We start from the raw sequence: 12,387 nt of genomic DNA, 5'->3' as shown, positions 1-12,387 counted from the left end.
GCCCAGAAAAGCCCTCTCCTGAAGAATGAGTTCTTCGTCCATTACTAAAATTCCGGCTTCCTTTTTTCCAAAAATGCAGCCACGCCCTCTTTCTTGTCATCCATTTCGAAAAGTTCGCCAAAGGATTTTATTTCCCGTTCAAAACCTTCCGGGCCGTCCGAAAGGTTCACGGCTTCGATGGCTTTGGCAATAGCCATCGGTGAATTTTTCGCGATGGTTTCGGCGAGTTCTTTGGCTTTTGGCAGAAGATCCTCCGCAGAAAATACTTCATTTACCAGGCCAATATCCTTCGCTCTTTCGGCAGAAATCATTTTCGCAGAAAAAATCATTTCGTTCGCAAGCCCTTTGCCCACCAGCCTCGGCAGCCTTTGCGTGCCGCCATAGCCAGGTATTAACCCAAGCGTAACTTCCGGCAGACCGAGTTTCGCATTCTGCGAAGCGTAGCGGATGTGGCAGCTCATCGCCAGTTCCAGCCCGCCGCCCAGCGCGAAACCGTTTACCGCCGCAATCACTGGTTTTTTCAGATTTTCAATTTTGTTAAAAAGGCTTTCGTGCCCTTTTCTGGAAAGTTCGGTAGCCTTTTCTTCGCCAAAATCACTGAATTCCTTGATGTCCGCTCCCGCGACGAAGGATTTTTCTCCCGCCCCTGTCAGGATGATGGCGCGCACATCCGCATCGTTTCCAAGTTCCTCAAATGCTTCGCTGAGTTCCCGGATGGTCGCGGCATTCAGTGCATTCAGTGCCTGCGGCCGGTTGATGGTGACTGTGGCGATTCTTCCATCTTTTTCTGTGATGATATTTTCGAAATTCATTTTTTTTGAAATTTAATTTTTGATAAAATTAAGCTAAAAACCCGCGTGGCTCATCATATTCATATCAATATTGATGCCCAGCCCGGTTGAAATCTTCATCCCGAGCTCCACATTTGCGCGGAAAAAGTGGCACAGTTGCCGGAAAATAATATCATTTTTACGCGGGGAGGAAATTTCCATCATACTTTTCACAATGTTCTCGGCAAGCCTGCTGCGTTCCTCATCCGTTTTCAGGGCCTTGGTATAGAATAGGCCGCACTGGGTGTAGGGATCTTGCGGATAGGAAACCGTTTCGTACTGCGAGAAATCTCCGAGGATATGGGGGCTGCTGCTCTGTGGCTGCGCAGCCTGCGTGCCCAGCCTGTAGCGCTGCGCGTCTCGGTAGGCAAAGAGGCGCGCCTGAAGATTTCTGTCCGGGGAGATCCCGATACCGTCGATGAGATTGGTAGGGGAGAATGCGGCTTTCTCCACTTCCTCGAAATAATTTTTTGGCAGGCTGCTCAGTTCCAGTTCGCCAAGCTCGGCAAGCGGGAAATCCCCGTGCGGCCATACCCTTGTCGGGTCAAAAGGGTTCCAGTCCAGCGCGTGTGCCTGCTCTGGCGTCATTATTTGCGCATACATTTTCCACTTCGGGAAATTCCCCGAGGATACATCATCCACCAGCGACTGCGCAAAATTCAGCCTGCTGGGATTTTCCTCTTCGGAATTCCTTATGCCCTGCCGGGTTTTCAGGTGAAATTTCACCCAGAAAATTTCCTCATTTTCATTAACGAAGGAAAAAGTATTCACCCCGAAGCCATCCATATTGCCGTATCCCGCCGGGATCCCCCGCTCGGAAAAAAGCATTAGCAGCAGGTGCAGCGTCTCCGGATTCTGCGAAAAAAACTCCCAGGCCGCGGCGCGGTTCTCCGTATTCGTTTCGGGATTCTTTTTCAGCACATGCACCAGGGTTTTAAACTTCCCCGGATCTTCCACGAAGCTCACAGGGAAATTCTGCCCCGCAAGATCCCACACGCCGCCCTCTGGCATAAATTTCACCGCGAATCCACGCACATCCCGCACCCCGTCCGGCGTGCCTTTCTCATTGAAAAAAGAAGAAAATCTCGCGAAAATCCGGCAGCTGTTCCCGGCTTTGGAAAAAAGTTCCGCCCTTGTGTAGCGAGACAGGTCCGCCGAGGTGGTGAATGTGCCGTACGCCCCCGCCCCCCCGGCGAATACCACGCGCTCTGGGATGCGCTCCCGTACGAAGCCCGCAAGCTCCTCCTGCAGCAGGAAATCGCTCATTACCGGTTTTGGCTGCTCCGTGCGCGCCTTGTTCCGTATATTATTACCCTCCATGGCGGTATTTTTTAGTTTCAGAAATCAAATTTACTTTAAAATTTTTACAACTTCGATGGGCATCCCCGCGTTCGGCAATATTTTGGGCGCCATTTCCGGCTATCCGCTCCTACTCCTCGTATCGCCGCTCCGCTTCGCTCCGCGGCTCCCTGCGGGGTATCCGCTGCTATCCGGGGCGCGCGCATCGGCTCACACCTGCCAAAAATCATAAAGAAGACTTTTCAGATTAAAAAAAAGAAACTACCTTTGCCGCTATAAAACCCCGAGGAAAAATTTGACTGCTTGCAACCTCGCAAAAAAATGCTAAAACAGATTCTCTATTTTAGTTTCTTTTGTAGTTGCGCAGCTAAATCCACGCGGGGCAAATTTTAAAAACAAAAGAAATTATGTCCTACCTATTCACATCAGAATCCGTATCCGAAGGGCATCCGGACAAAGTAGCAGACCAGATCTCCGACGCGCTGATTGACAACTTCCTGGCCTTCGACCCGCAGTCCAAAGTGGCTTGCGAAACCCTCGTCACCACCGGGCAGGTAGTGCTCGCCGGCGAAGTAAAGTCCGAAACCTACCTGGATGTGCAGTCCATCGCACGCAAAGTCATCAACGATATTGGCTACACCAAGGGCGAATATATGTTCAGCGGCGATTCCTGCGGCATCATCTCCGCCATCCACGAGCAGTCCGGAGACATCAATCAGGGCGTGGACCGCGCCTCCGAGGACGATGATTTTGAAACCAAGGCCGAGAAGCAGGGCGCCGGCGACCAGGGGATGATGTTCGGCTACGCTACTAGCGAGACGGATAACTATCTGCCCCTTGCGCTGGACCTAGCCCACGAGTTGATGTACGAACTCGCCAACCTTCGCAAAAACGGCACCATACCTTACCTCCGCCCGGATGCCAAGGCGCAGGTGACCATAGAGTATTCCGATGATCATAAGCCGCAGCGCATCGATACCATCGTGGTATCCACGCAGCACGACGAGTTCGCCAGCGAGGGCGCAATGCTGGAAAAAATTAAAAGTGACATTATCAACATTCTCATCCCTGCGGTGCGCGCTCGCCAGAAGCCGGAAATCGCCAAGCTTTTTACAAACGAAATCACTTACCACATCAACCCGACCGGCAAGTTCGTAATTGGCGGCCCGCATGGGGACACGGGGCTCACTGGTCGTAAAATCATCGTGGATACCTACGGCGGTAAGGGGGCGCACGGCGGAGGAGCATTCTCCGGAAAAGACCCCTCCAAGGTGGACAGGAGTGCGGCATACGCCATGCGCCACATCGCGAAAAACCTGGTAGCCGCAGGCGTGGCGGATGAGGTGCTGGTGCAGGTGTCTTATGCTATCGGGGTTTCGCAGCCGTGCGGCCTCTTTGTGGATACCTATGGCACCGCCAAAGTAGAGCTTACCGACGGGGAGATTGCGGAGAAAATCAATGCGCTTTTCGATCTTCGGCCTTATGCTATCGAGCAAAATCTGAAGCTTCGCAACCCAATCTATCAGGTGACGGCGGCGTACGGCCACATGGGGCGCGAGCATAAGGTGGAGACCAAAACCTTCACCAAGCCGGACGGGACATCCAGAACTATTGAAAATCTGGAATTTTTCACCTGGGAGAAGCTGGACAGGGTGGATGATATTAAAAAGGCCTTCGGAATTTAATGATATTCCTTGGTATAGGTATAGGTTGAAAACCGTTTCTCTGGAGGCGGTTTTTATTTTAAGATAAGTTTTAAATTTACGCCCAGATTTTAAATAGATGAAAAAGCTGATTGCCGTATTTTTTTTCCTTATCAATTTTTCCTTGTATGCCCAGGTTCGTTCGCAGGAGCCGCTTACGATGCATAAATTCGTGCATATCGGCTATGTTTATCAGAACAGCGGGTTCGGCGAGGTAGGGGGGCGCATTCTGCTGTTGCGCCATGATGATGTTGCATTCCGTGTGGGGGCGGCAGCGCTTATGGGGTCTTCCAATTCGGAATTCGCCATTATGCCGAAGGCGCAGGCAGATGTGCTGTTTAACTTCCGGAGGAATGTGGATTTCTACCATTCCTGGTATTTCCTCGCAGGCGCGGAGGCTACGGATAAATATATCGCGCCGAAGGCGGGCTTCAATATTGCCGGTATGCTGGACATCACCGGCGGGTATGGCTTTGCCTATAAAAATCAGACCCTGAAGGGCAAGAAACTGGAGGGCCTGAACATCGGCGTTACGCTGAATATGCCGATACCTTTGCTGGTGGATTTGTTTAAATAATTGGGAATGTTGTTTAATAAATTTCAACAGTTCCTGGAAAATTTTATATTTGCACCGAAACATTTACTAAAAGAAACCATATTCAGTAAAACTACAGATTAACCCGTGCGCTTATGGCAGTTGCAGAATTGCTGCACGATAATTCTGTGTTTTATGATTCCAGATCCCGACAGTCAGCTGATCCTGCAGTATCAGGCTGGCAATGAAGTAGCGCTCGCCAGCCTCATATGCCGCCATAAAGACGAACTTTTCAGCTTTATATTGAAAAAAGTGAGAGATGAGGAGCTGGCAAATGACCTGTTTCAGGATACCTTTGTGAAAATCATCATTACCCTGAAAGAAGGCAGATACCGCGAGGAGGGGAAATTTATCATCTGGGCAAAACGCGTGGCGTACAACCTGATTATCGACCATTACAGGCTGAAAACCAAGCAGCAGCACATTTCCGAAACCACCTATGAAAATGAGGATTTCTCGATTTTCGATCTGCTGAAAGAGCCTTCCGAAAGCATCGAAGAAATTTTGGTGAAGCAGCAGATTAATGAAGATTTGCATAAAATAATTGCCTATCTTCCTGAAAATCAGAGGGAAGTAATTAGGCTGCGGTTTTTCGACGGGCTGAGCTTCAAGGAAATCGCTGAGCAAACCGATGCAAGCATCAACACAACTTTGGGCAGGGTGCGCTACGCACTGATGAACCTGCGGAAAATAATGAAAGAGCATTCCGTGACGCTCACGAAATAATATTTCCCGGTTTTCTTCGTTTTAGGTTTAAACCTAAATTTTTCGCGAATGAAGAAAATCGACGCTTTAAGTGTGAAGGCTGCAATGCCGAAACCTGAAACCATCCGATTTTTACTAAATTATTCCCAAAGCCTTGCGGCGCTGAAAACTGCGAAAGGCAGGGTGGTAGTCTGTAAAAATTGAAGCCTGAAAACGGAATTGCTTACATTTGTGCTGTGGAAATTCAGCACATTTTTTTTGACCTTGATAATACTTTGTGGGATTATCGCCGGAATGCCTATCTTGCTTTAAATCAGATATTTACACGGGAAAGGATTCAGGATTTGCACGGGATTTCGTTTGAAGAATTTCATCGGGAATATTACACCGTGAACGAAAATCTTTGGGCGAAAATTCGTGATAAGGAAATTGACAAGGCGTACCTTCGGAAGCACCGTTTCTACGATACTTTCCAGTTTTTCGGGATTGATGATTTAGGGTTGTCTCAGTTTTTCGAAAATACCTTTCTCTCAGAAATTCTGAATTTCAACGATTTGGTAGAAGGTGCGGCTGAAATTTTGGAATACCTGATGAATAAAGGCTTCACGATGCATATCCTATCCAACGGCTTTGGTGAAGAAACGCTGAGAAAGTGCGAGAATTCCGGCATAAAAAAGTTTTTCAGCACGATAACTTCTGCCGATGATATTGGCATCAGGAAACCGCAGCCTGAAATTTATGCCCACGCTCTAAAAAAGGCTAATGCATTGAAAACCAACTCGATAATGATAGGTGATGATTGGATTGCCGATATTGAAGGTGCACTGGCCTTTGGAATTCCCGCGATTTTCTTCGACCGTTTTAATGACGATTTCGATTCGGAAATTCCGACCATCAAAAAATTGGACGAACTGAAAAATTTCTTCTAAACCCCCAATCTTTCCCGAACCCTTGCCAAAGTTTCCTGTGCGATTGGCCGAGTTTTTTCGGCACCGTGTTTTAGTTTTTCTTCAAGCTCGGCAGGATTTTCGATGAAATAATTGAAGGTTTCGCGCTCTTTGGAGAATTTATCCAAAATCAAATTCAACAGCTCGGTTTTTGCGTGGCCGTAGCCAAAGTTTCCTGCAAGATAATTTTCGCGCAAATCCTCAGTCTGTATTTCATCAGCAATCAGGGAATAAATCGAGAAAACTTTGCAGGTGTCAGGATTTTTCGGTTCTTCCAACGGTGTAGAATCCGTCTCTATGGACATTATCTGCTTTTTCAGCTGCTTTTCCGGCAGGAAAATATTGATGATATTGCCGCGCGATTTCGACATTTTCTGTCCGTCAGTTCCCGGCACATATTTCGTGCTTTCTTCCAGCTCAGCCTTTGGCAGCACGAAGGTTTCGCCCATTTGATGATTGAATCTTCCGCCAATATCCCTTGCCATTTCCAGATGCTGCAGCTGATCTTTTCCCACGGGAACAATTTCCGCATCGTACAGCAGGATGTCTGCCGCCATCAAAACCGGATAGCTGAAAAGCCCGGCGTTCACATCATCCAGCCTATCGGCTTTGTCTTTGAAAGAATGTGCCAGCGTGAGCCTTTGGTACGGGAAAAAGCAGGAGAGATACCAGTACAGCTCGCAAACTTCCGGGATGTCGCTTTGCCGGTAGAAGTGCGTTTTTTCCGTATCCAGTCCGAAAGCCAGCCAGGCAGCCGCAATTTGCTGCGTGTTTTGGCGAAGTTCATCCGCGTTTTTGATTTGCGTGAGCGTATGCAGGTTGGCGATGAACAGGAAGGATTCGTTGTCCGGGTTTTTGGAAAGTTCGATGGCAGGGATGATTGCGCCGAGCAAATTCCCGAGATGCGGTGTGCCTGTTGCCTGAATTCCGGTGAGAATGCGTGCCATTTTTTATTGTTGATGATTGATGAGTTGTTCTACTTCGCCCTGTAATTTAGGCAAATGATGAATTATTACGGACCAGATAATTTCGTCTGAAATACTGTCGTAAGCGTGGATTACCAAGTTTCTCAAGCTGATTATCGAACGAGATTCCGGGATTTGCTCAGTGATAGAACAGTCTTTTTTCAAAATCCTGTTCATTGCTTCACCTATAATTTCCAAATCCCTTTCCACCGCCCTTTTCAGCATTGTATTTTGCTGATATTCAAAGAAATCCTTTGGCCTGTTTTCAAAATAAGAATTAATTTCCAGAATGGAATTTTGGATGTCGTGAAGATATTTCAGCACAGCTTCATCCATAAATTTTTACTTTTGAGCGGTCAATATTTTTGCGGAAAATAGGGTTTTTTATGCTCTGCTCTTCTACCAAATCCACAGCTCTGCCGGAAATGTTTTCAAGATTTTCCTTTAGCGAAAGATAATTCCGGAAATAATGCTGCAAATCAATAGGCAGAAATTTTACCAGAAAATCGATGTCGCTTTCATCATTAAAATTATCATTGAGCGCCGAGCCAAAAAGGTAGAGTGCTTCCACATTGTGATCTTGGCAAAGCGTACGGATTTGTTTTTCTGTTAAATTCAGCCCTTCCATCGTTTCAAAGGTAAGGAATTCTAAAAATCCAGTCCGTTTGGAAAGGCTTTCTTCCTGAAAATCAGAAGCAAGGCAACGCCGATGGTTATCGCAGAATCCGCCACATTAAAGATGTATTTGAAAAATTCGATGCGTGTATTGCCGATTTGGGTATCCACCAGTGGAAAATGCAGCATATCCACCACGCAGCCTTTCATAAACGCCGAATAGCCTTTGCCAAAAGGTACAAGGTTCGAAATGCCGCCGTAATCAATCCAGCGGCCGAGCTCTTCATCGTACACGGTGCCGCTGTCGAAAATCATACCGTAGAACATCCCGTCAATCAGGTTGCCGATTGCTCCGGCGAAAATCATCGCCATCGGTATCAGCAGGAAATTCGTGGTGCGGCCTTCCCTTAGCCATTTTCGGAAAAGGTAAACCATACCGCCAATCAGGAAAATGCGGATGATTACCAGCAGGTATTTGCCAAGTAGGCCGCCGAAATGAAAGCCGTACGCCATACCAGGATTTTCCACGAAAGTGAGCTTGAAGCCCGGGAAAACATCCACGCTTTCGCCAAGGTAGAAATGCGTTTTCACATAGATTTTCGATGCCTGATCTATCAGCAAAATCAGCAGCGTGATGAGTGTGATTTTCTTCAAAGTTCTTCTAAGATTTTTAAAAATTCCTGCTTAAAAAAGCAGAAGTTTCACGGTATTTTTTGGTGAAAATTAGCGCTGCATATTCTTCGCCTCGATGCTCAGCGTAGCGTGCGGCACAGCGCGCAGCCTTTCCTTCGGGATCAGCTTGCCCGTCACTCTGCAAACGCCGTAGGTCTTGTTTTCGATGCGGATTAAGGCGTGCTTCAAATCACGGATGAATTTTTCCTGCCGCCCTGCCAAAATCGCGTTTTGCTCCTTGCTCAGTGTTTCCGCACCTTCTTCAAACGCCTTGAAAGTCGGCGAAGTATCATCGGTGCCGTTGTTCTGGTCGTTGATGAAACTTTCATTAATCCGCGCCAAATCCCTCTCTGCCTTTTCAATTTTTGCCTGGATCAGCTCACGGAATTCCTTCAAATCCTTATCGCTGTATCTCGCTCTTTCTTCCGTCATTTTCGTATTTTTTAAATTTTACTAATTTTTATTGTGAATTTCACATCATCAATTTCCAGGTTTTCGTCGTCTGAAATTTCTGGGATGAAGTTCATTTTTTCTGCCAAAACTTCACCGGAAATATAGCCTTCGTTCAATTCAAGCTCCTTACGGAATGCCATATTTTCTTCCAGGGAAATCTCAATCCTATCCGTTACCTCAAAACCTTTGTCCTTGCGTAAATTCTGGATTCTGTTGATGAATTCCCGTGCAATTCCTTCGGCTTTCAGTTCATCGGTAATGTTCAAATCCAGAGCTACGGTCACTCTTCCTTCGCTGGTAACAGTCCAGCCAGGAATGTCTTTCGTGGTGATTTCCACATCATCCAAACCAATCTCATAACTGCCGATTTCCATCGTTCCTGATTTTTCGAATTCCGCAATTTTTTGAGGATTTAATGAAGAAATCTCATTTGCCACGGTTTTCATATCCTTGCCCAGTCTTGCACCCAGAGATTTAAAGTTCGGCTTGATTTGTTTAACAATCAAATTCGCCGCTTCATCACCGTCGATCAGCTGGATTTCCTTCACATTCACTTCCTGTTTAATGAGTTCTGCCACGGCCAGAATCTGCGCTTCCGTAGTTTTATCCAAAATAGGAATCATCACCTTTTGCAGCGGCTGCCGAACCTTGATGTTTTCCTTTTTCCTTAATGAAAACACCATAGATGTTATCTGCTGTGCTAGCCGTGTTTTTTCCACCAAATTTTGATCGATAAGTGCCTCATTTACGGCAGGGAAGTCCGTAAGGTGCACGGATTCTGCCGCATCTTTTTTGGTGATGGCATTCAAATCCTGATAGAGCGCATCCATAAAAAACGGTGCAACCGGTGCGGAAAGTTTCGCCACGGTTTCCAGGCAGGTGTAGAGCGTTTGGTACGCCGAAATCTTGTCCTCAGAGTACTCGCCCTTCCAGAATCTGCGCCTGCAAAGCCTTACATACCAGTTACTTAGGTTGTCGTTCACAAAGGTGGAAATCGCCCTCGTTGCTTTTGTAGGCTCGTAATCTTCGTAAAATTCCTTCACATCGCGCGCCAAAATATTCAGCTCGGAAAGAATCCACCTGTCAATTTCAGGGCGGTTTTCGATGTCTTTTTCTTCATATTTAAAGCCGTCAACATTGGCATAGAGCGCAAAGAACGAGTAGGTGTTGTAAAGCGTGCCAAAGAATTTGCGGCGCACCTCATCTATGCCATCCAGGTCGAATTTCAGGTTTTCCCAAGGGTTGGCGTTGGAAATCATATACCACCTCGTAGCATCCGGCCCGAATTTTTCCAGGGTTTCAAAAGGGTCAATGGCGTTGCCCAAGCGTTTGGACATTTTTTGCCCGTTTTTGTCGAGCACTAATCCGTTAGAAACCACATTTTTGTAAGCCACCGAATCGAAAACCGCAGTTGCGATGGCGTGCAGCGTATAAAACCAGCCCCTTGTCTGATCCACGCCTTCCGCAATAAAATCCGCAGGGTAGGCTTTCCTTTCGTCTATAAGTTCCTGATTTTCAAAAGGATAATGAAGCTGTGCATACGGCATCGCACCGGAATCAAACCACACATCTATCAAATCGCTTTCCCGCTTCATCGGCTCTCCGGAATCAGAAACCAGGGTAATTTCATCCACGATGTTTTTATGCAAATCGATTTTTGCATAATTCTCATCGGACATATTTCCCGGCTCAAAACCTCTGAACGGATTTTCCGCCATAAAGCCTGCCGCCACAGATTTCTCGATTTCCTGGTAAAGTTCTTCCGCGGAACCTATCACCTTTTCTTCCTGCTTTTTCCCGGATGAAGCGTCCGTCCTCCAGACAGGCAGCGGAATTCCCCAATATCTTGAGCGTGAGAGATTCCAGTCGTTCACATTTTCCAGCCAATTTCCGAAGCGGCCTTCTCCCGTAGATTTCGGCTTCCAGTTGATTTCTTTGTTAAGCTCTACCAGCCTGTCTTTCACGGCGGTCATCTTCACAAACCACGAATCCAAAGGGTAGTAAAGTACGGGCTTATCCGTCCTCCAGCAGTGCGGATAGGAGTGTGAATATTTCTCAACTTTAAAGGCCTTGTTCTGTTCCTTCAGCAAAATTGCAAGCTGCACATCCCAGGATTTTTCCGGTGCTTCGCCTTCGTCGTAATATTCGTTTTTAATGTATTTTCCAGCAAATTCTTCGGGAACATTTTCACCCTTGATGAACCTGCCCTGCAAATCAACCAACGGAACCAAGTTGCCGTGCTCATCCTTCACGAGCATTGGAGGAATGCCGTTTTCCTTGGCAACCCTTGCGTCATCCGCACCGAAAGTAGGCGCAATGTGCACGATTCCTGTACCATCCTCCGTAGTCACGAAATCTCCGGTAATTACGCGGAAAGCCTTTTCTGCACCTTCATCCGGCGTAAACCAAGGAATCAGTTGCTCATAAGTTGTGCCCTCCAAATCGCTGCCTTTGAATTCGGCGAGAATTTGATAAGGGATGCTTTTGTCTTCCGCCTTGAATTGGGTAAAGGCTTCGTTGTTTTCAGCTTCGTGATATTTTTTGCCGAAATTTTTCTGGAGAAGAACCTTCGCCAAAATGAGGTTTACCGGCTCAAAAGTATATTGGTTGAAAGTTTTAACCAGTACATAATCAATATCTTTCCCTACGGCAAGCGCCGTGTTGGAAGGCAAAGTCCAAGGCGTTGTCGTCCACGCTAAAATGTGGATGTCCTGTGTTTCATATCCTTTATCTTGCCTCTCGTTATCAAACTCTTCCCAATGCAAAGCACCGCCACAGGTTGCTCCTGAAATTTCTTGAGAATCAAAGCTTCCAGCATGCAGCTTCTTGCGCAAAGCATCCGATATTTCCCGGATTTTAAACTGCGCCACAACGGTCGTATCGCTTACATCTCGGTAAGTTCCCGGCTGATTGAGCTCGTGCGAAGAAAGCCCTGTGCCAGCCTTCGGTGAATACGGCTGAATCGTGTAGCCCTTGTAGAGTAAGCCCTTTTCGTAAAGCTGCTTCAGTAGCCACCAAACCGATTCCATATACTTCGGCTCATAGGTGATGTACGGATTTTCCAAGTCCACCCAATAGCCGATTTTCCGTGTCAAATCGTTCCAGACATCGGTGTAGCGCATCACGGCGTTGCGGCAGGCATCGTTGTAATCTGCCACAGAAATTTTTTTGCCGATGTCTTCCTTCGTGATGCCAAGCTCCTTTTCCACGCCAAGCTCCACGGGCAAACCGTGCGTATCCCAGCCTGCTTTCCGGAAAACCTGCTTTCCATTCTGAGTTTGAAAGCGGCAGAAAATATCCTTTATCGAGCGTGCCATCACATGGTGAATTCCCGGAAGGCCATTGGCAGAAGGCGGCCCTTCGTAGAACACGAATTCCTGATTTCCGGCGCGGTTTTCCACCGATTTTTTAAAGGTATCGTTCTCGTCCCAGAACTTGGCGATGCGGCTTGCTACCGCATTCAGGTCCAGGCTTTTATACTCTGCAAACTTCGTCTCCATCCTGCAAATCTTGCGAAAATTAAAGTTTGCGAATATAATGAAAATTTGTCTTAAAACGGCACTTGTAAAGGAACTTGCTCCGTGCTTTTTTAAATAAAAATCC

At 47.0% G+C, this 12,387-nt stretch carries 14 protein-coding genes; 6 read left to right on the top strand and 8 right to left on the bottom strand.

What is annotated here, in order from left to right; translation table 11 throughout:
* Positions 1-44 precede the first annotated feature (44 nt).
* Together IMZ16_RS05645 and IMZ16_RS05640 are read right to left on the bottom strand one after the other, a co-directional pair.
* Complete coding sequence (locus IMZ16_RS05645; RefSeq protein ID WP_193439228.1) at positions 45-812, bottom strand: enoyl-CoA hydratase/isomerase family protein; 768 nt, start codon at positions 810-812, stop codon at positions 45-47.
* 33 nt (positions 813-845) lie between these two features.
* Positions 846-2,150, bottom strand: a complete 1,305-nt coding sequence (locus IMZ16_RS05640; protein ID WP_193439227.1) for a catalase — start codon at positions 2,148-2,150, stop codon at positions 846-848.
* Here IMZ16_RS05640 and IMZ16_RS05635 point away from each other — a divergent pair.
* The 6 genes from IMZ16_RS05635 (at position 2,149) to IMZ16_RS05615 (ending at position 6,061) form a co-directional block, all read left to right on the top strand.
* The gene (locus IMZ16_RS05635; RefSeq protein WP_193439226.1) at positions 2,149-2,361 is read left to right on the top strand and encodes a hypothetical protein; all 213 of its coding nucleotides are present in this window, start codon (positions 2,149-2,151) and stop codon (positions 2,359-2,361) included. The two genes, IMZ16_RS05640 and IMZ16_RS05635, sit on opposite strands and share 2 nt — an antisense overlap.
* 175 nt (positions 2,362-2,536) lie before the next feature.
* The gene (gene metK, locus IMZ16_RS05630; protein WP_193439225.1) at positions 2,537-3,814 is read left to right on the top strand and encodes a methionine adenosyltransferase; all 1,278 of its coding nucleotides are present in this window, start codon (positions 2,537-2,539) and stop codon (positions 3,812-3,814) included.
* A 97-nt stretch (positions 3,815-3,911) separates the two neighbouring features.
* Positions 3,912-4,409 (top strand): hypothetical protein, encoded by a 498-nt coding sequence (locus IMZ16_RS05625; RefSeq protein ID WP_193439224.1) that lies wholly within the window; start codon positions 3,912-3,914, stop codon positions 4,407-4,409.
* Between the two features lie 153 nt (positions 4,410-4,562).
* Positions 4,563-5,153 carry a sigma-70 family RNA polymerase sigma factor gene (locus tag IMZ16_RS05620; protein WP_193439223.1) on the top strand — a complete coding sequence of 197 codons (591 nt, stop codon included), beginning with the start codon at positions 4,563-4,565 and terminating at the stop codon, positions 5,151-5,153.
* A gap of 48 nt (positions 5,154-5,201) precedes the next feature.
* Positions 5,202-5,336: a hypothetical protein gene (locus tag IMZ16_RS10430; protein ID WP_262891486.1), complete on the top strand. Its 135-nt coding sequence runs from the start codon at positions 5,202-5,204 to the stop codon at positions 5,334-5,336.
* A 32-nt stretch (positions 5,337-5,368) separates the two neighbouring features.
* A complete protein-coding gene (locus IMZ16_RS05615) occupies positions 5,369-6,061 on the top strand; it encodes a YjjG family noncanonical pyrimidine nucleotidase (RefSeq protein ID WP_193439222.1) in 693 nt (230 codons plus the stop codon).
* Here IMZ16_RS05615 and trpS read toward each other — a convergent pair.
* The 6 genes from trpS to ileS form a co-directional block, all read right to left on the bottom strand.
* Positions 6,058-7,026, bottom strand: a complete 969-nt coding sequence (trpS, locus tag IMZ16_RS05610; RefSeq protein ID WP_193439221.1) for a tryptophan--tRNA ligase — start codon at positions 7,024-7,026, stop codon at positions 6,058-6,060. The genes IMZ16_RS05615 and trpS overlap by 4 nt on opposite strands.
* A 3-nt stretch (positions 7,027-7,029) precedes the next feature.
* Positions 7,030-7,380, bottom strand: a complete 351-nt coding sequence (locus tag IMZ16_RS05605; RefSeq protein ID WP_193439220.1) for a HepT-like ribonuclease domain-containing protein — start codon at positions 7,378-7,380, stop codon at positions 7,030-7,032.
* Positions 7,373-7,672: a nucleotidyltransferase family protein gene (locus IMZ16_RS05600; RefSeq protein WP_193439219.1), complete on the bottom strand. Its 300-nt coding sequence runs from the start codon at positions 7,670-7,672 to the stop codon at positions 7,373-7,375. The genes IMZ16_RS05605 and IMZ16_RS05600 overlap by 8 nt, the downstream gene beginning before the upstream one ends.
* 20 nt (positions 7,673-7,692) lie before the next feature.
* A complete protein-coding gene (locus IMZ16_RS05595) occupies positions 7,693-8,313 on the bottom strand; it encodes a lipoprotein signal peptidase (protein WP_193439218.1) in 621 nt (206 codons plus the stop codon).
* Between the two features lie 69 nt (positions 8,314-8,382).
* Positions 8,383-8,763, bottom strand: coding sequence for a TraR/DksA family transcriptional regulator (locus IMZ16_RS05590; RefSeq protein WP_193439217.1), 381 nt, complete (start codon positions 8,761-8,763; stop codon positions 8,383-8,385).
* An 11-nt stretch (positions 8,764-8,774) separates the two neighbouring features.
* Entirely contained in the window at positions 8,775-12,284 is a 3,510-nt protein-coding gene (gene ileS, locus IMZ16_RS05585; protein ID WP_193439216.1) for an isoleucine--tRNA ligase, read from the bottom strand.
* Positions 12,285-12,387 lie beyond the last annotated feature (103 nt).

Source organism: Cruoricaptor ignavus, from assembly GCF_014961145.1.
GTDB lineage: Bacteria > Bacteroidota > Bacteroidia > Flavobacteriales > Weeksellaceae > Cruoricaptor > Cruoricaptor ignavus.
Note: the sequence above shows the minus strand (reverse complement) of the source record. Positions and strands in the feature narration are given on the sequence as shown.

Excerpts from the sequence above, each read along its gene's own strand:
- IMZ16_RS05605 (WP_193439220.1), bottom strand. The coding sequence starts at position 7,380 with ATGGATGAAGCTGTGCTGAAATATCTTCACGACATCCAAAATTCCATT.
- IMZ16_RS05645 (WP_193439228.1), bottom strand. The coding sequence starts at position 812 with ATGAATTTCGAAAATATCATCACAGAAAAAGATGGAAGAATCGCCACA.
- metK (WP_193439225.1), top strand. The coding sequence starts at position 2,537 with ATGTCCTACCTATTCACATCAGAATCCGTATCCGAAGGGCATCCGGAC.
- IMZ16_RS05640 (WP_193439227.1), bottom strand. The coding sequence starts at position 2,150 with ATGGAGGGTAATAATATACGGAACAAGGCGCGCACGGAGCAGCCAAAA.
- IMZ16_RS10430 (WP_262891486.1), top strand. The coding sequence starts at position 5,202 with ATGAAGAAAATCGACGCTTTAAGTGTGAAGGCTGCAATGCCGAAACCT.
- ileS (WP_193439216.1), bottom strand. The coding sequence starts at position 12,284 with ATGGAGACGAAGTTTGCAGAGTATAAAAGCCTGGACCTGAATGCGGTA.
- IMZ16_RS05635 (WP_193439226.1), top strand. The coding sequence starts at position 2,149 with ATGGCGGTATTTTTTAGTTTCAGAAATCAAATTTACTTTAAAATTTTT.
- trpS (WP_193439221.1), bottom strand. The coding sequence starts at position 7,026 with ATGGCACGCATTCTCACCGGAATTCAGGCAACAGGCACACCGCATCTC.
- IMZ16_RS05620 (WP_193439223.1), top strand. The coding sequence starts at position 4,563 with ATGATTCCAGATCCCGACAGTCAGCTGATCCTGCAGTATCAGGCTGGC.
- IMZ16_RS05590 (WP_193439217.1), bottom strand. The coding sequence starts at position 8,763 with ATGACGGAAGAAAGAGCGAGATACAGCGATAAGGATTTGAAGGAATTC.
- IMZ16_RS05625 (WP_193439224.1), top strand. The coding sequence starts at position 3,912 with ATGAAAAAGCTGATTGCCGTATTTTTTTTCCTTATCAATTTTTCCTTG.
- IMZ16_RS05600 (WP_193439219.1), bottom strand. The coding sequence starts at position 7,672 with ATGGAAGGGCTGAATTTAACAGAAAAACAAATCCGTACGCTTTGCCAA.